This is a genomic window from Ruegeria sp. AA6 (assembly GCF_056542865.1).
In genome coordinates this window covers 82,795-99,778 of sequence record NZ_JBQGAN010000003.1, presented here as the reverse complement: position 1 = coordinate 99,778, position 16,984 = coordinate 82,795, and the positions used below count along the sequence as shown (strand labels likewise).

General features: G+C 57.9%; 20 protein-coding genes. 12 read left to right on the top strand and 8 right to left on the bottom strand.

Features of this window, described 5'->3' with window-relative positions; genetic code table 11:
• Positions 1-21 precede the first annotated feature (21 nt).
• Together ACR0LN_RS06400 and ACR0LN_RS06395 are read left to right on the top strand one after the other, a co-directional pair.
• Positions 22-840, top strand: coding sequence for an MBL fold metallo-hydrolase (locus tag ACR0LN_RS06400; protein WP_480428493.1), 819 nt, complete (start codon positions 22-24; stop codon positions 838-840).
• A gap of 38 nt (positions 841-878) precedes the next feature.
• Positions 879-2,294, top strand: a complete 1,416-nt coding sequence (locus ACR0LN_RS06395) for an FAD-binding oxidoreductase (protein ID WP_480428492.1) — start codon at positions 879-881, stop codon at positions 2,292-2,294.
• 36 nt (positions 2,295-2,330) lie between these two features.
• Here the strand turns inward: ACR0LN_RS06395 and ACR0LN_RS06390 are convergent, their stop codons facing one another.
• From ACR0LN_RS06390 to ACR0LN_RS06380, 3 genes are all read right to left on the bottom strand, one after another.
• A complete protein-coding gene (locus ACR0LN_RS06390; protein WP_480428491.1) occupies positions 2,331-2,813 on the bottom strand; it encodes a fasciclin domain-containing protein in 483 nt (160 codons plus the stop codon).
• 168 nt (positions 2,814-2,981) lie between these two features.
• A complete protein-coding gene (locus ACR0LN_RS06385; RefSeq protein ID WP_480428490.1) occupies positions 2,982-3,521 on the bottom strand; it encodes an adenine phosphoribosyltransferase in 540 nt (179 codons plus the stop codon).
• A gap of 80 nt (positions 3,522-3,601) precedes the next feature.
• Positions 3,602-3,736 carry a hypothetical protein gene (locus tag ACR0LN_RS06380; protein WP_480428489.1) on the bottom strand — a complete coding sequence of 45 codons (135 nt, stop codon included), beginning with the start codon at positions 3,734-3,736 and terminating at the stop codon, positions 3,602-3,604.
• A gap of 106 nt (positions 3,737-3,842) precedes the next feature.
• Here ACR0LN_RS06380 and ACR0LN_RS06375 point away from each other — a divergent pair, with 106 nt between their 5' ends.
• The gene (locus tag ACR0LN_RS06375) at positions 3,843-4,016 is read left to right on the top strand and encodes a hypothetical protein (protein ID WP_170384937.1); all 174 of its coding nucleotides are present in this window, start codon (positions 3,843-3,845) and stop codon (positions 4,014-4,016) included.
• A gap of 4 nt (positions 4,017-4,020) precedes the next feature.
• On the opposite strand, the gene ACR0LN_RS06370 is transcribed toward ACR0LN_RS06375, so the two are convergent.
• On the bottom strand, positions 4,021-4,650 hold the full coding sequence (locus ACR0LN_RS06370) for a LysE family translocator (protein ID WP_480428488.1): 630 nt from the start codon (positions 4,648-4,650) through the stop codon (positions 4,021-4,023).
• 205 nt (positions 4,651-4,855) lie between these two features.
• On the opposite strand from ACR0LN_RS06370, the gene ACR0LN_RS06365 reads away from it, so the two are divergent.
• A complete protein-coding gene (locus tag ACR0LN_RS06365) occupies positions 4,856-5,713 on the top strand; it encodes an alpha/beta hydrolase (RefSeq protein ID WP_480428487.1) in 858 nt (285 codons plus the stop codon).
• 5 nt (positions 5,714-5,718) lie between these two features.
• On the opposite strand, the gene ACR0LN_RS06360 is transcribed toward ACR0LN_RS06365, so the two are convergent.
• Positions 5,719-6,591: an S-methyl-5'-thioadenosine phosphorylase gene (locus ACR0LN_RS06360; RefSeq protein ID WP_480428486.1), complete on the bottom strand. Its 873-nt coding sequence runs from the start codon at positions 6,589-6,591 to the stop codon at positions 5,719-5,721.
• A gap of 205 nt (positions 6,592-6,796) precedes the next feature.
• On the opposite strand from ACR0LN_RS06360, the gene ACR0LN_RS06355 reads away from it, so the two are divergent.
• Positions 6,797-8,431 (top strand): SulP family inorganic anion transporter, encoded by a 1,635-nt coding sequence (locus tag ACR0LN_RS06355; RefSeq protein WP_480428485.1) that lies wholly within the window; start codon positions 6,797-6,799, stop codon positions 8,429-8,431.
• A 31-nt stretch (positions 8,432-8,462) separates the two neighbouring features.
• On the opposite strand, the gene ACR0LN_RS06350 is transcribed toward ACR0LN_RS06355, so the two are convergent.
• Both ACR0LN_RS06350 and ACR0LN_RS06345 read right to left on the bottom strand, forming a co-directional pair.
• A complete protein-coding gene (locus ACR0LN_RS06350) occupies positions 8,463-9,104 on the bottom strand; it encodes a CatB-related O-acetyltransferase (protein WP_480428484.1) in 642 nt (213 codons plus the stop codon).
• Positions 9,104-9,709: a flavin reductase family protein gene (locus ACR0LN_RS06345; protein WP_480428482.1), complete on the bottom strand. Its 606-nt coding sequence runs from the start codon at positions 9,707-9,709 to the stop codon at positions 9,104-9,106. Before ACR0LN_RS06345 ends, ACR0LN_RS06350 begins: the two co-directional genes overlap by 1 nt.
• Positions 9,710-9,781: 72 nt before the next feature.
• On the opposite strand from ACR0LN_RS06345, the gene ACR0LN_RS06340 reads away from it, so the two are divergent.
• From ACR0LN_RS06340 to ACR0LN_RS06320, 5 genes are all read left to right on the top strand, one after another.
• Positions 9,782-10,276 carry a GNAT family N-acetyltransferase gene (locus ACR0LN_RS06340; RefSeq protein WP_480428481.1) on the top strand — a complete coding sequence of 165 codons (495 nt, stop codon included), beginning with the start codon at positions 9,782-9,784 and terminating at the stop codon, positions 10,274-10,276.
• 53 nt (positions 10,277-10,329) lie between these two features.
• Positions 10,330-11,073 carry an EcsC family protein gene (locus ACR0LN_RS06335; protein WP_480428480.1) on the top strand — a complete coding sequence of 248 codons (744 nt, stop codon included), beginning with the start codon at positions 10,330-10,332 and terminating at the stop codon, positions 11,071-11,073.
• Between the two features lie 119 nt (positions 11,074-11,192).
• Entirely contained in the window at positions 11,193-11,657 is a 465-nt protein-coding gene (locus ACR0LN_RS06330; protein ID WP_480428478.1) for an NUDIX hydrolase, read from the top strand.
• A gap of 70 nt (positions 11,658-11,727) precedes the next feature.
• Complete coding sequence (locus ACR0LN_RS06325; protein ID WP_480428477.1) at positions 11,728-12,183, top strand: DUF1178 family protein; 456 nt, start codon at positions 11,728-11,730, stop codon at positions 12,181-12,183.
• 3 nt (positions 12,184-12,186) lie between these two features.
• Positions 12,187-12,825, top strand: coding sequence for an SDR family NAD(P)-dependent oxidoreductase (locus ACR0LN_RS06320; RefSeq protein ID WP_480428476.1), 639 nt, complete (start codon positions 12,187-12,189; stop codon positions 12,823-12,825).
• On the opposite strand, the gene ACR0LN_RS06315 is transcribed toward ACR0LN_RS06320, so the two are convergent.
• Positions 12,819-13,172, bottom strand: coding sequence for a hypothetical protein (locus tag ACR0LN_RS06315; protein WP_480428475.1), 354 nt, complete (start codon positions 13,170-13,172; stop codon positions 12,819-12,821). The two genes, ACR0LN_RS06320 and ACR0LN_RS06315, sit on opposite strands and share 7 nt — an antisense overlap.
• Positions 13,173-13,335: 163 nt before the next feature.
• Between ACR0LN_RS06315 and ACR0LN_RS06310 the strand changes: the two genes are divergently transcribed.
• Both ACR0LN_RS06310 and ptsP read left to right on the top strand, forming a co-directional pair.
• Positions 13,336-14,574: an aspartate kinase gene (locus ACR0LN_RS06310; protein ID WP_480428474.1), complete on the top strand. Its 1,239-nt coding sequence runs from the start codon at positions 13,336-13,338 to the stop codon at positions 14,572-14,574.
• 46 nt (positions 14,575-14,620) lie between these two features.
• The gene (gene ptsP, locus ACR0LN_RS06305; RefSeq protein ID WP_480428473.1) at positions 14,621-16,864 is read left to right on the top strand and encodes a phosphoenolpyruvate--protein phosphotransferase; all 2,244 of its coding nucleotides are present in this window, start codon (positions 14,621-14,623) and stop codon (positions 16,862-16,864) included.
• Positions 16,865-16,984 lie beyond the last annotated feature (120 nt).

Sequence of the window (16,984 nt, the reverse complement as noted above, 5' to 3'; positions counted from 1 at the left end):
GTTCTGCGCTACACTTCCTTCATGCGCTGGATAGTTGCGGCATTGATGGTGATTTCGGGTGGGGCTGCGGCGCAGGAGCGGCGGCCAAGCCACTGTATCGCCATCGCCGATGCGGCTCCGGGCATTGAGTATGTACACAAAGCGGCTTGGACGGACCCAATCCCCGAATTCTCGGTGCGGATCAGTTACATTGCGCATGCCTCATTTCTGATCCAGACCCAGGGTGGGTTGAACGCGGTAACCGATTTCACAGGTTTCATTGGCGGTGCAGATTTGATCCCCGATGTGGTCACCATGAATCATGCCCACAGCACCCATTGGACAGCACATCCCGACTCAGCCATTCCGCATGTGCTGCCCGGGTGGGGCGAGTTCGGGCAGGGGATCGAGCATTATCTTGATTTGGGCGAGATGCTGGTGCGCAATGTCTCGACCGATATCCGGTCACCCTATGGCGGGGTCGAGGAACGCGGTAACTCGATCTTTGTGTTCGAGGTGGAAGGGCTGTGTATCGGCCATCTGGGGCACTTGCACCATGTGCCATCGGACGAACAAATTGCAGCGTTGGGGCGTTTGGATGTTGTTATGGCGGCCGTGGATGGAGGGACCACGATGCCGTTGCCTGACATGATCTCGGTTTTGAAGCGGCTGAAAAGTTCGGTGATCATCCCGATGCATTGGTTTTCAGGCTTTTCGCTGGACCGGTTTCTGGTTGATATCCGCAATGATTTCCCTGTTGAGCGTAAAGGTGTGTCCGAGATCGTCGTGTCCTTGCGCGATTTGCCGGATAAGCCGACGGTAGTTGTGCTTGAACCGCGCTATTTGATTGAATTGGAATAGGGGTTGTCGTGGAACGCCCGCTTGGGCAAGGAAGAGGTATGACTCTGAACCCTGCTGACGACACCCTTGCCCAACAGATTTGCGCCGACTTGGGTGAAAATGTTCTGCGCCCTGTGGCCGAGCGTTATTTGGAAGAGCCGCGCCGCCGTCTGGCCGGACATGTGGGTTTGTTGGCCTTACCGCGCACGGTTGAAGAGGTTTCGACGCTGGTGCGGTTGTCATCAAAGGCCCGAGTGCCGGTGGTTCCCTATGGCGGCGGTACGGGGCTGGTGGGCGGTCAAGTCATGTCTGAGGGGCCAGCGCCGCTGTTGATCTCGTTAGAGCGGATGACGGCGATACGGGCGGTGTACCCGACCGAGAATATTCTTATCGCCGAGGCGGGGGCCGTTTTGGCTGATGTGCAAACCGCCGCAGAGGACACCAACCGACTTTTCCCTTTGGCGCTGGCGGCACAGGGGTCGTGCCGGATCGGGGGCAACCTCTCGACGAATGCGGGTGGAGTGAATGTTCTGCGCTATGGCAACGCGCGGGATTTGTGCCTCGGGCTGGAGGCGGTTCTGCCGAACGGTGATATTTGGCATGGCCTTAGTCGGTTGCGCAAGGACAACACGGGTTATGATTTGCGCAACCTGCTGATTGGGGCAGAGGGCACACTTGGGATCATCACAGCGGCCTCGCTGAAGTTATTTCCGAGGCCCGCCTCCGTCGGTACGGCGATGCTGCAGGTCAGCTCACCCGAGGCCGCAATTGAGTTGCTGGCGCTGGTGCGGGATCAACTTGGGGATGGGGTCAGCACGTTCGAGTTGATCCACAAACAGGGGTTCCAGTTCCTGTCTGAAACCCTGCCGAGTGTGCGTCAACCTTTTGATACACAACCTGAATGGAGTGTTCTGATTGAAATCGGGCTGTTCGCAGGGCGTTCGCCCTCTGATGCTCTGGAAATGCTCTACGCTGCGGCGGACGAGGAGGGGCTGGTCGGCGATGCGGTCATCGCGCAGAGCGAAGCACAAAGCATGGAGCTTTGGGCTGTGCGCGAGCGTATCCCCGAGGCCAATCGGCTAATCGGTTCGGTTTCAAGCCACGATATCTCGATCCCGATTTCTCGGATTCCCGAGTTCATTCAGCGCGGACCCAAGGTGGTGGCGGCGCTTGGCCCGTTTCGTATCAACTGCTTTGGGCATTTGGGCGACGGAAATCTGCACTACAACGTGTTCCCACCGGAAGGGCGTGATCGGTCCGAATTTGAAGGGCAAAGGGACGCAGTTAAAGATGCGATCCATGATCTGGTACACTCCTTTGGCGGTTCGGTCAGTGCCGAGCACGGCATAGGGCGCCTTAAAGCGGAAGACCTTGAGTGCTATGGAGATCCGGCAAAACTGTCTGCAATGCGCGCCATCAAAGCCGCGCTGGACCCGCAGGGGATCATGAATCCAGGCGCAGTTTTGAGGTCATAGGCGCGGCCCGGCGTCACCCGGGCCGGGGCGGTACAGTTACGATTCAGGCAGGATGACCTTATCGATCACGTGGATGACGCCGTTTGAGGTTTCGATATCGGCCTGAACAACAGTTGCGTCATTCACCATCACGCCATTGTCCAGATCTATGGTGATATCTCCGCCCTGGACCGTGGCGGCGGTCATGTCGTCGGACAGATCGCCCGACATCACTTTTCCGGGCACCACGTGATAGGTCAGAACCGCGACCAGTTGATCCTTGTTTTCCGGCTTCAGTAACGTTTCTACCGTGCCTTCGGGCAGTGCCGCGAACGCCTCATCAGTAGGAGCGAATACGGTGAATGGGCCTTCGCCTTTCAGCGTATCCACCAACTCGGCGGCCTGTACGGCGGCGACGAGAGTTTCAAAGCTGCCAGCATTGACGGCGGTGTCGACGATGTCCTTAGAGTGGCCATCTGCAAACGCGGTGGAGGCGAGAAGGGCGCTTGTCGCGCCAGCAAGAGCGAATTTGCGAAACATGATACAATTCCCGTGTTGGAATGCCTCGTTTGGCATCAACGGGTTTACGGACAGACGTCGCAACAAGATCATCGAATATGTCTATTCGATAGGGTTGAACAAAAGGATTGCCGCGCTAAGCCCGAGTGGTTGCGGAATTCCACTCACAAATTTGTGATAGCGCGGTCCTCAAAGCCCCTCGAATTCGCACAGAACGTGTACGTCCATGCCCATCTCTTCCAGCACCTTGCGCCCGCCCAATTCAGGTAGGTCGATGATGAAAGAGCACGACACGATTTCGCCGCCCAACCGTTCAATCAGCTTGATCCCGGCGGCCGCGGTGCCTCCGGTGGCCAGCAGGTCGTCGACGACGAGGATTTTCTCGCCCGGCTGAATGGCATCATCGTGAACTTCGACGATGGCCTCGCCGTATTCCAATTTGTAATCTTGGCTGATGGTGGTTCCGGGCAGCTTGCCCTTTTTGCGGATCGGAACAAAGCCAACGCTCAACTGGTGCGCAATCGCGCCGCCGAGGATAAAGCCGCGCGCTTCAAGCCCGACGACCTTGTCGATTTGCTCACCCGCATAAGGGTGGAGCATCTGGTCAATAGCCATACGAAACCCGCGCGGGTCGGCGAACAGGGTAGTGACGTCCCGGAACATGATCCCTTCATGCGGAAAATCAACGATTGTACGGATGTAATCCTTGACCGACTTGTTTCTGGACATGACCAACCCCTTTGGCGTCAAAACACGCTGGGCTGTTTGGCCCATCGGGGTTAGTCATGCAAGGGAAGATTGGCTCAACTTTAGTTGCGACGCTGCGGAGTGGCTTTCGGCAATCCGTAATAGCGATAAAGCGCGGCGGGCAGCCACGACAGATGCGGTTTACGCCAGTTGCGTTGGTCTCGCAAAAGAAATGCCTGAGCAGCATGAAGGTTCATTGCCATAATCCTTTTTTATTGTTAGGTGCTCGATAACTACAACCTCTATGCTATGTATATACATTGCATCGCTTAAAGAATCAAGTGTTGGACGGGGAAAAGGCACGTGGCAAAGAAAGACGGTAAGGGGTCTACCAAGAAAAACAGTCAGTTGGTCCTGCGCCTGGACAAGGACGAACGCGACGCATTCGTTGAACTGTGCAAGGAATTGGACACCTCAGCCGCGCGGGAAATCCGGCGGTTTATTCGCGGTTTCATGAAAGAACACGCCGAGGACTAAGGCATTAGGCCGGGCGGCGCAGGATAGCGGTTGCGAACCCCATACCGATCAGTGCCAGGCCCCCGAAACGGGTCATCGCGGTGATCACTCCGGCGCGCCCGATCATGCGGCGCAATCTGTCGGCCAGCAACGCGTAAGCCAACGCATTTAGCCACGCCAATCCGACAAAAGTTGCGATCAGGATAGCGAATTGTGGTCCCAGCGGGTCAGCAGGGCGCAGAAACTGGGGCACGAATGCAATGAAGAACGCAATGGATTTCGGGTTCAGCGCGGTGACAGCGGCGGCATGCCCGAAGACGCTGTGCGGGGTGACATTGCGCCCGGTATCCACTGTTTCCAACCCGCCAGAGGGCGCGCTGCGCAGCAATTTGATGCCAAGCCAAACCAGATAGGCTGCCCCCACCCATTTCAGAACGGAAAACAAGGTGGCAGAGGCCAGAACCAAAGCACCCAAACCCAGCAATGAGGCCGTCATCGCCACGAGGTCTCCCACCGCAACCCCGGTGGCCGAAGCTACGGCAACGCTGCGACCTTTGGACAAGGCATAGCTAAGCACCAGCAGAACCGTAGGGCCGGGGATCAGCAGCAGTGCGGTCGATGCAGCCACGAAGGCCAGCCAAAGATCAAGGGACATGGTGTTTCCTATCTAGGTGTTCACGACACCAAGCCTTGGTAACGTGTTGAGGTCAAGCGTTTCGTATGTGCTAGACGGCCCAATTTTCTAATGCTGCCATAGAATCCGCGAAAGTTTAAGTTTGCATTAAAGCGGGCTTTCCGGTCTTGAAAGCTTGAACGACTTTACCGAACTCTGAACAAAAGCCGCAGGGTCGGAGCTTATGATGGCGCATACAGAATCCTTTGATAGCGAGGCGCTTGCGGGTGCTGCGAAAACCGCGCGGCTGAAGCGGGGCTTGGGTCTGCTGGCCCTGGTTGCCGTCGTGCTTTATGCCGCAATCGTCGGCTACATGTACGCGAAACAAGATACGCTTCTGTATAAACCCTCTGGCGAGTTGCCGGACCCCAAAACAGTCGGGATGGCTGACGTCGATGTGGTCTCACTGCCGATGTCAGACGGGGTGGTGTTGACAGCGTGGTCCGCGCCCCCTGCCACTGAAGGGGCGCCGACAGTTCTGTTTTTCCACGGGCAAAGTGGCAATCTGGGCGACCGGGCCGACCGTATGCGGGAAATCCTCAACAGTGGTTTTGGCCTATTCGCCCCCAGTTATCGTGGTTTTCCGGGAAGCGAGGGTGAACCCTCGGAACTGGCGCTGATTTCGGATGGGGTTCAGATGTTCGACCGTCTGGATGCTGATGGGGCAGATGTTGTCCTGCATGGGCAAAGCCTTGGTACGGGTATCGCTGCGGCGATTGCCGAGCAAAGACCGAACGCGCAGCTTCTGGTTCTCGAGGCACCGTTTACAGCAACCGTGGATGTCGCATCGGAACGCTATCCGTGGTTGCCCGTGTCAGCCCTGATGAACGACCAGTTCGCCACCCGCAACTTTATTGGCGAAATCACCGTGCCTACGTTGATTTTCCACGGGACCGAGGATGAGACGGTTCCGCTTCATCATGGTGAAGCGCTGGCGGCAATGTCGGATGGAGCTGCCCAGCTTCATGTCATCCAAGACGGAACGCATAACGACCTATGGTCGCATGGGCTCTGGGATGAGGTCCAAAGATTCATGGGCCAATAGAGTCGTCACAGTACCCGACCAGCCACCGCGTCCAGCTTTGCCAATAGGGCCGGATCGCGCTTTTCGGGTGCGGTCAGGATCGCGTATTCCAACGCCCGATCGCAACCATGCGGGCATGGTTCGCGTACAGCGCCCAACAGATCGGGTAGGCCCTTTACCAACGCCCGGCCTTTTTCGGCGTTGCCGGTCAGTGTGGCGATGATGGCCGACACGTCGACCTCGCCATGATCCGGGTGCCAACTGTCATAGTCGGTCACCATGGCGATCGAGGCATAACAAAGCTCGGCCTCGCGGGCGAGCTTCGCCTCGGGCATGTTGGTCATGCCAATTACGTCGCAGCCCCACTGCTCGCGATACATTTTGGATTCGGCCAAGGACGAGAACTGAGGCCCCTCCATCGCCAGATAGGTGCCGCCCCGGTGGACGGTGATGCCGGCGGCCTTGCCAGCAGTTTCGCAAGCGTCCGACAGGCGCGGGCAGGTCGGGTGCGCGACGCTGACATGGGCGACGCACCCGGTGCCGAAAAAGCTTTTCTCACGTGCAAAAGTCCGGTCAATGAACTGATCGACGATCACAAAATCTCCGGGCGCCATATGTTCTCGAAACGACCCGCAGGCTGAAACCGAGATTACGTCTGTCACACCCAGCCGTTTCAGCGCGTCGATATTGGCGCGATAAGGCACTTCGGTCGGCGAATGGACATGCCCACGTCCATGACGGGGCAGGAACGCCATACCAACGCCGTTCAATGCACCGGTCAGAATCTGATCCGAAGGATCACCCCAGGGCGTTTCCACGGTGACCCATTCCGCGTTCTCCAGCCCATCGATGTCGTAAATTCCTGATCCGCCGATGATGGCGATTTTGGTCTGGGTCATGGCAGCGCTCCGCGTGAAAAAACCGTTGCAGAATTTCTGAGGGGCGCCGGGTGATTTGGCAAGTGGGTTCAACGGTTTGTGTTGGTAGCTGACCCGGTATGCGCCTGACGCATATCAGGGTCCCGCCGGACGCGGTACCTCAGCTGGGGCTTGACCGCTAAAAGGCCCCTTTCGCGCGAACAAATCAGACCCACAGGACCGCCCCATGCCCCGAGCCATGCTGGCAAGCTTTGCCAATCGTATAGCCAAACCCGATCTGCGTTGGGTGCCGGATGAAGGGCTGACCGCCTCACGCCTGCGGATTGAGCTGTTGTCAGGGCTTACTGTTGCGTTGGCGTTGGTGCCCGAAGCTGTAGCATTTGCTTTTGTCGCCGGGGTGCATCCGCTGGTTGGCCTTTACGCGGCCTTTATGGTCGGTCTGATCACGGCGCTGATCGGCGGTCGTCCGGGCATGATTTCAGGCGCGACTGGGGCATTGGCCGTAGTGATGGTGGCGCTTGTGGCCGAACACGGGGTCGAATACCTGTTCGCCACCGTTGTTTTGATGGGTATTCTGCAAGTAATCGCCGGGGCGATGCACTGGGGCCGCTTTATCCGTCTGGTGCCGCACCCAGTGATGCTGGGTTTTGTGAACGGTCTGGCGATTGTGATCTTTCTGGCGCAGTTGGGCCAGTTCAAGGTGCCCGGCACGATGGAAAACACGGGCCACGGCGTCGGTGGGGGCGAGTGGCTTTCGGGTCTGCAGCTTTATACAATGTTGGGGCTGGTTGCGCTGACCATGGCCGTAATTTGGGTCATGCCGCGCATCACACGTATCATCCCTGCACCGCTTGCCGGTATTTTTGTCGTGGCCGCGCTGGTGATCGGCTTCGGTCTTGACGTGCCGCGCGTGGGCGATCTGGCTTCCATCGAAGGCGGCCTGCCGCCGTTCCACATTCCGATGGTGCCGCTGAATTGGGAAACCTTCGAGATCATTCTGCCCTACGCGGTCATTCTGGCCGCAATTGGCCTGATCGAATCCCTGCTGACCCTGAACCTTGTGGGCGAAATCACCGGCAAACGTGGCGGAGCTTCGCAGGAATGTATCGCACAGGGCGTCGCCAACGTAGCCACCGGATTCTTCGGTGGTATGGGCGGTTGTGCGATGATCGGGCAGTCGATGATCAACGTGAAATCCGGCGGACGCACGCGTATTGCTGGGATCGCTGCGGCGCTGTTCCTTCTTGTATTCATACTGTTCGCCTCGCCACTGATCGAGCAAATCCCGCTGGCTGCTCTGGTCGGAGTGATGTTCATGGTCGTGATCGGAACGTTCGCCTGGAACTCGTTCAAGATCATGCGCAAGGTGCCTCTGATGGACGCGTTCGTAATCGTGCTGGTGACGGTCGTGACCGTGATGGAGGACCTCGCGGTTGCCGTCGTCGTTGGCGTAATCGTTTCAGCGCTGGCCTACGCTTGGAACAACGCCAAGCGCATCCACGCGATCACCCGCGACTCCGAAACTGAAAAGGGCGCGAAAGTCTACGAAATCCAAGGGCCGCTTTTCTTTGGTTCATCCGACGGGTTTGTTGAGCTGTTTGACGTGCCGAACGACCCGGAAACTGTAATCGTGGATTTTGCCGAAAGTCGCGTTGTCGACCAATCTGCGCTGCAAGCCATCGAAAACATCGCCGCAAAATACGAGGCCGCGGGCAAACGAGTCATGTTGCGCCACCTCAGCCGCGATTGCCATAAGCTGTTGAACAAGGCGGGCCATCTGATGGTGGATAGCGATGATGATCCTGACTACCAACTTGCCGTGGACTATTCTGTCCGCACCGGCATCCTTGGCGGCCACTGACAGGTTGGAACGGCGGCCCGAAGGTCGCCGTTCAATTTGGTGCCAGACGTTCCAAGCTATCGATATCACCGGATAGAAGGGCGCTTTCGGAGGCTCCAACTTTTTGTGGCGGCCAGTCCCACCAGCCAAGCGCCTCCAGTCTGGCAATCACATCCGCTTCAAAACGGTATCGCCGCACCTCTGCGGGATTTCCCGTGACGATTGCATAAGGTGGGATATCACCTCGGACAACCGATCCGGCACCAATGATTGATCCGTTGCCGATCCGTGCTCCGGGCAGGATCAATGCGCCATATCCGATCCAAACGTCATGCCCGATGATCGTATCCCGCGTGTCGGGTTGGTATCCCGACATTCTGTCCGGATCGAAGACAGGAAAAGGAAAACAGGTCAGACCTGCCATCGCGTGATTGGCCGAAGAAGTAATGAACCGAACGCCATGAGCAATCTGGCAAAATTTGCCCAGGATCAGCTTTTCCTTTGAAAACGGGAACAGATAAGGAGCCAGCCGCGCCCCCCAATCCTCGGGCGGGTCAAAGTCTGATGCGTAGCTGAACGCCCCGGCCTCAAAGCGTGGATGATCGACTGCCTCGGACAAAAACACCGTGCCCTTGTGAACGGTCCCATCGGGCAGGGTAACGGGGTATCTGCGATGAGGATCAGGGAGTTGCATCAGTCGTCAGGTCGGCTCAGAGAGAATAGTTCGGTGACAACCGAGTAGTCCCGATAGCCCAGTCTTGCCAGTGGTTGAAACGTCGTCACGTCGAAAATACCATCTCGCAGGCAGTCGTCTCGTAAGTGGATACCGGTGACTTCTCCGAATACGACCCGATTAGCCTGTCCCGGCAGCGAGACAATCTTTGTCAGCTTGCATTCCAGAGCTGCCGGGGCTCCGTCAACTCGGGCGCAGGGGATGGTTTCGCACTCAACTGGTGTAAGGCCGGCGTGTTCGAACTCGTCGTGATGTTTGGCCAAACCTGCTGAACTGGCATTCATTGCGTCCCGATGCGCATGGGCAACCACGTTCACGCAAAATACTCCGGTTGCCTCGATGTTTGCGACACTGTCTTTTCCGCCGTTCTGATCGTCCTTCGTTCCTGTCGACGCAAACATGACCTGCGGCGGTGTGTACGCGACCCCGTTAAAAAAGGAATAAGGAGCCAGATTGTTTATACCGTCCAAACTGCGCGTAGAAATCCAGCCGATCGGACGAGGGGTAATGATCGCGTTGAACGGGTTGTGCGGCAGGCCGTGGCCTTCTTCGGGGCGATAGAACATCTGATCTCCAAGCGTTTGCCCAAGGCGTACCGAAGTGCTAGGGCGAATGCCAGCGAGGAAAAGAGGGTCGAGGTGCAGCAGTTCGGGATCAGGCCGGAAGAGCCGGACGATTGGTGGGAGGTCGAAGCCCTCTATGATCTATGCTTTGCGCCCGGGCGCGAGGCTCTGTCCTCGTACCGATTGCGGGATGATGTGCCGCCTGTTTCGGGCCTGTCTTTAGTTGCGCGCGACGGACAGGGCATTCTGGCAGGCGCGATCAGATTCTGGCCGGTGCATGTGGGAGAATATGATGCGTTGCTATTGGGGCCGGTGGCTGTGCACCCAACGCATCAGGGCGAGGGGTTGGGCGGGTTCCTGATCCACGAAGGAGTTCAGGCCGGGCGCGCGCGAGGCTGGAATCGCGTGATGTTGGTGGGCGACGCACCTTATTACGCGCGGTTCGGGTTTTCGCGTCTGAGCGGGATCGAAATGCCGCCTCCAACCAACCCTGACAGGGTCCTCGGGCTGGAATTGTCTCCTGGCGTCTGGGACGGGGTGAGCGGGCCAGTTACCCGGTGGACCCGCTGAACTATTGAAACCGGAGCCAAAAAACCCGATGTCTTTAGGGCAGGAGGGTATCAATGCAGGACGTGGTTCTTGTCGAAAAACTGGATGCTGAGGCCGAATTGGACCGGTTGGCCGCGTGTTACCGGTCTGCGGGTGGGCCGGGTGTCAAACTTCTGAACAGTTTGGGTGGGTCGGCAGAATCTTTGCTAGAACAATTGCCCGAGCCGATCAGGCAGGGTCTGACGGGTGCGACCGAACAGGCCTTGTGGCTTGCCATGCACGCGGCAGAAGGGTCGCGCCGAGCCGTGCCGGATCAGCGACCTTGGGTGAATACCGCTCTGACCACAGCCATGGGTGCTGCTGGGGGGCTGGGCGGCGTGTCTACTGCTTTGATGGAACTGCCAGCCACAACGGCGATGCTTTTACGCTCGATACAAGGCGCGGCAGCGCGCGAAGGATTTGATCCGTCGGAAGAGGGTGTGAAATTCGATTGCGTGCGCGTGCTGTCTGCCGCAGGTCCATTGTCCAATGATGACGGGGCAGATATGGGCTTTTTCTCGGTTCGCCTGACATTAACAGGCCCGGCCATGCAGCGGCTGATCGCGGCGGTTGCTCCACGTCTGTCAGTGGTGCTGGGGCAAAAGCTGGCGGCGCAGTCGGTGCCCGTGTTGGGCGCAATCGCCGGGGGCGGCACAAACTATGTCTACACGCGGTATTACCAGCAGATCGCTCGTGTGCATTTTGGGTTGCGGCGGTTGGCTGTTGATGCCGATATTCCGCATGAGGAATTGGTTCGCAAACTAAGTTCCAGAATGTAGACCTGCTTCAAGGGCTTGGAGAAAAACGCCTTATGTGGTACGCATGATCTGAAGCCCCGCTAAATAAGCGAAAATAATGCGGGCAACAGGCAAGAGTTCCATCTGAAAGGCGGCGCAGCGTGAAAGACGCAAGGTTATCGCCATATGTTTCGCAGAAAGTCCGGCAATTGCCGGTGCTGCAGCAGTCGGCCGCCTTGTGCTATCGGTTCGAAAAGGGCCGACCCGAGGTGTTGTTGATCACTACCCGCAAATCGGGGCGCTGGATCATTCCCAAAGGATGGATGATCGACGGTTTGACGCCGTCAGAGACTGCAGTGCAAGAGGCGTGGGAAGAGGCGGGTATTCGTGGCAAATGCGATGCGCGCTCGATGGGGCGCTTTTTCTACCAAAAGCGTCATCGAAAAAAGGGTTTGGTGCTGTGCGCCGTGGACGTGTTCCCGCTATTGGCGACGTCACTTTCCACACGGTTTCCCGAATACCAACAGCGGCACAGAAAGTGGTTTACGCCGAAGAAAGCCGCACTGATGGTCAATTCCCGGGAACTGGCGGTATTGTTGCGAAAACTTGAGCCTGTTAGGCACTGAGATGCCCTTTGAGGGGCTTGATCTTGCCGAGTCCCTCGGTATCTAATTGGCGACCGATTTTGGACGGACCATGATTCAATACGCCCTTAAATGCAGTAATGGCCATACATTTGACAGTTGGTTTCAATCTGCTGCCGCCTACGACAAACTGGCATCTGCTGGCATGGTGACATGCACAGTTTGCGGCTGTGCAGACGTTGAAAAGGCGATCATGACACCACGTGTGCGTCCTGCCCGCAGCGTCGAGGCGCGTGTTCAGGCGAAGCCGCAGGAAGCTGAAACCATAGATGTGGCCGCACCGCCCCCGGACCTTGAAAAGGCGCTGGCGGAATTGCGTCGTAAAGTCGAAGAAAACTCGGATTATGTCGGCAAGGACTTCGCCCGTGAAGCCCGCAAGATTCACCTCGGCGATGCGCCAGAGCGCGCGATCTACGGTGAGGCTAGGCCTGAAGAGGCGCAGGCCCTGATCGATGACGGGGTGCCTGTCGCACCTTTACCTTTCGTTCCAAGCAGAAAGACAAACTAAGCCGTGCATATCGTTATTACCGGGGTCAATCGCGGGATTGGCCGAACGCTGGCCGATGCCTATCGTGCCCGCGGCGATGCTCTGACCGGAACCGCGCGGAACGGAAGCGCGGATCTGGTTTTGGATGTTACCGATCCCGCGCAGCATTCGGATATGGCGGCGCATTTGGGCGACCAACCGGTCGACCTGTTGATCTGTAATGCCGGTGTTTATCTGGACAAAGGACAGGACATTGACGGGTATCCTGCGGATATGTGGGCCCAAAGTTTCGCCGTCAACGTGACCGGTGTGTTTCTGTCTGTTCAGGCACTGTTGCCCAATCTGCGCGCCGCGAAAGGCAAGATTGCGATCCTGTCTTCGCAAATGGCGTCGCATACGCGGGCACCGGGCGGCAGCTATATCTATCGTGCGTCGAAGGCCGCCGCGTTGAACCTTGGGCGCAATCTAGCCACCGATTTGCGCGAGGACGGCATCGCCGTTGGAATCTATCACCCCGGTTGGGTGCTGACGGAAATGGGTGGACCGGCTGCTGAGATCACCACGGATCAAGCCGCTGAGGGCCTGATCGCACGGTTTGACGCTTTGTCACTTGAAACGACGGGCTGTTTTGAGACTTGGGACGGCTTTCCACACGCTTATTGACGTTTCAGCGCCGCCGAGGGGATTTCGTAAACCTCGTCAGGGTCAATGAAAACCACCGTGAGATCACCGCGCGTCTCGTGGGTGATCTTGGCGGGTGAGCTGCTGGAAGTGGGGACTCCATCGGTGAAATAGATGCTGCGCACTTCACCGGCGCCCAATGCTACGGCAAGGGTGGTTGTGCCGTCGTCGTGGTGGCGTAGTTCGGCATGGCAGCTGCTCAGCGGTTGACCACCTGCAGCGCAGGGCACTGTACCCAGGGCATTCTTGCCATCGGTTGCGGCCAGCGAAGCCTGTTGTGCAAAAGCGGGCGAAGACAGCAGCATGGTTGCGATGGCAAGGCGGAGCATGGAAAACCTCTTGGAAAATGCGTTGTCTAAGGCTGACACCGCCACTACCGGATGTAAAGCGGCCCAATGCGGCAATCGGGGCGGTTTTGAACCCTTGCCCTTGTGGCCCCCCTCGCATAAGACGCACGGGACCTGAATTCCAAGGCGCGGAGAGACCACCCCCATGCCCGTACTCGTAATGAAATTCGGTGGCACATCGGTTGCCAACCTTGACCGCATCCGCCGCGCGGCCAAACGCATCGGCGTCGAGGTGGCCAAAGGTTATGACGTGATCGTCATCGTCTCGGCCATGTCTGGCAAGACAAATGAACTGGTGGGGTGGGTTGATGAGACTTCGCCACTGTACGACGCACGGGAATATGACGCCGTGGTATCCTCGGGTGAGAATGTGACCGCCGGTCTGATGGCGCTGACGCTGCAGGAAATGGATATCCCAGCCCGCAGTTGGCAGGGCTGGCAGGTGCCGCTGAAAACCACCAGCGCCCACAGCCAGGCGCGGATCGAGGAAATCCCGACCGAGAATATAGGCCAGAAATTCGACGAAGGCATGAAGGTAGCCGTCGTTGCTGGGTTCCAGGGAATCAGCCCCGAAGGCCGCATCACCACGCTGGGGCGGGGCGGTTCGGACACCACCGCCGTTGCCTTCGCAGCCGCATTTGGTGCCGAGCGTTGTGACATCTACACTGATGTGGATGGCGTCTATACCACTGACCCGCGCATCTGCGAAAAGGCGCGCAAACTGGATCGCATTTCGTTCGAAGAAATGCTCGAACTGGCGTCGCTGGGCGCGAAAGTGCTGCAAACCCGCTCGGTCGAGCTGGCGATGCGCTATAAGGTGAAACTGCGCGTTCTCTCAAGTTTCGAAGAACAATCCGACGAGGCCGGTACGCTGGTCGTGGACGAGGAGGATATCATGGAATCCAATGTCGTGGCCGGTGTGGCCTATTCCCGTGACGAGGCCAAGATGACCGTCGTATCGGTGGCGGACCGCCCCGGTATTGCCTCGACCATCTTTACCGCGCTCAGCGATGAGGGCGTGAATGTGGACATGATCGTGCAGAATATCTCGGACGAGGGGCGCACGGACATGACGTTCTCGTGCCCGACCGATCAGGTGACGCGCGCCGAAAAAGCGCTGCTGGCAATCAAGGACGCGGGCGAGCTGAACTATGCCGAACTGGTTGCGGATCAGGACGTCTGCAAGGTCTCTGTTGTCGGGATTGGTATGCGCTCTCAGTCCGGTGTGGCGGCCAAAATGTTCAAGGTACTCTCGGATGAGGGTATCAACATCAAAGTCATTACAACCTCTGAGATAAAAATTTCCGTACTTGTGGATCGGAAATACATGGAACTTGCGGTTCAGGCACTGCATGATGCCTTTGAACTGGACAAGGCGGCCTGAGCTTTTCAGCCAAGGATCTCGCCTGACACACTAATTTGGTTGGGCCATGGCGGACGGCACCGAAACAGAATCCCGTAAGCTGCTGGGGCGGCTGCGCGAAGAGATGGCAAGCGAGGCCGCTGGTCAGGAACGCCTTGACCGGATCACGCATCTGATTGCTGACAGCATTCGGGCCGAAGTCTGCTCGGTTTACCTGTTTCGCGACGAGGACACGCTGGAACTTTGCGCGACCGAAGGGTTGGCGCCCGAGGCCGTGCACAAGACGCGGATGCGCATGGGCGAAGGGCTGGTAGGTCGCGTTGCCCAATCCGGCAAAGTTATGAATACGGCAGATGCGCCATCTGCCAAAGGCTTCCGTTACATGCCGGAAACCGGGGAAGAGCGGTTTTCTTCGTTCCTTGGTGTTCCGATCCAAAGACTCGGCGAAAAGCTGGGCGTACTGGTCGTGCAATCCCGCGAAGCGCGGGAGTTTTCCGCAGATGAGGTATATGCGCTGGAAGTTGTCGCCATGGTTCTGGCCGAAATGGCCGAACTGGGTGCCTTCGTGGGTGAAGGCGCAGCCCTGTCACCGCTGCACCAGCAATCAGTTCTGATGCGGGGTGGCCCAGCGCAGGAAGGCGCGGCCGAAGGCCATGTCTGGCTACATGAACCGCGCGTGGTGGTAACGAACCCCATCGCCGAAGACCCACATCGGGAACTGGAACGACTGAGTGAAGCCGTCGAAGAATTACGCGTTGGCGTCGATAAGATGCTGGAAATCTCGCAGGGCGGTGACAAAGAGCAGCTACAGGTTCTTGAAGCCTATCGTATGTTCGCAAATTCCAAAGGCTGGATGCGTCGGATGGAGGAGGACATCGGACTGGGCCTGAGCGCCGAGGCCGCTGTCGAGAAAGAACAGTCTCAGGCCCGCGCCCGGATGGGGCAGGTAACGGACCCCTATCTTCGCGAACGGCTTGCTGATCTGGACGATCTGTCCAACAGGTTGCTGCGCATTCTGACCGGGCAGGGCAATGCCAACGGCACGGACTTGCCGTCCGATCCGATTCTGATTGCCCGGAACATTGGACCAGGTGATCTGTTGGAATACGGCAGGTCGTTGAAAGGTATCGTGCTTGAAGAAGGATCGGTCGGTAGTCACGCCACTATCGTGGCGCGCGCGCTTGCGATTCCGTTGGTCGTTCACGTGGCCCGTATCACCACCGAGGCGTTGAATGGAGACCATATTCTGGTTGATGGTGATCAGGGTGTAGTACACCTGCGCCCCGAAGATACCGTTGTTAGCGCATTCCGCGACAAGATCGCGATGCAAGCCAAAGCGCAGGAACGCTATGCCTCGATCCGTGAAACCCCGACGGTTACACGGGATGGAGAGCGTATCAATCTGGTGATGAACGCGGGTCTGATGGCGGATCTGCCGTCGCTGGAGAACTCCGGTGCCGAAGGCGTTGGCCTGTTTCGGACCGAGTTGCAGTTCCTGGTGCGCAACCAGATGCCGAAGCGATCGGAATTGGTGACGCAGTACCAGCGGGTTCTGGACGCGGCTGGAGACAAGCGTGTGGTGTTCCGTACGCTGGATATCGGCTCGGATAAGGTGCTGCCCTACATGAAACATGTCGCCGAACCAAACCCGGCTTTGGGCTGGCGGGCAATTCGAGTGGGTCTGGACAAGCGTGGCGTGATGCGGATGCAGCTACAGGCGTTGTTGCGTGCTGCCGACGGTCGCCCGTTGACGATCATGTTCCCATTCGTGGCGCAGGCCGACGAATTCCGCGAGGCCCGATGGGAGGTCAACAAGACCATCGAACGGGAAAAGCGGCTTGGCCATGTGCTGCCCGAAACGCTTGAAGTCGGCGCGATGCTGGAAACCCCGTCGTTGGCCTTTGCGCCGCAGAAATTCTTTGACGAGGTCGATTTCATCTCGATCGGTGGCAATGACTTGAAACAGTTTTTCTTCGCCGCCGACCGCGAGAACGAGCTGGTTCGGCGCCGCTATGACACGTTGAACGTCAGCTTCCTGAGTTTCATCGAGCGGATCGTCGAGCGCTGCAATATCTCGAATACACCGCTTTCCTTCTGTGGCGAAGACGCAGGTCGCCCGGTCGAGGCGTTGTGTCTGGCCGCGATGGGCATCCGAACGCTGTCTATGCGACCCGCATCGATTGGACCGGTCAAAAGCGTTCTGCTCAGGTCCGATCTGCAATCGCTGCGCAAGATTATCGCTGATGCGCGGCACCGCGGCGAACAGTCTGTGCGCCCGTCAGTCATGGAATGGCTGCGCAATCAGGGATAATCTGTTAAATCCGGGCTTGCTTTCTGCATCTGCATTGCCTATTCAGACGGCAAATGTTAGCGGTAACATGGCCCGCGTCACCGGCACTGCTGAAACAAGGTGCTATGGTGACCCAGGTGA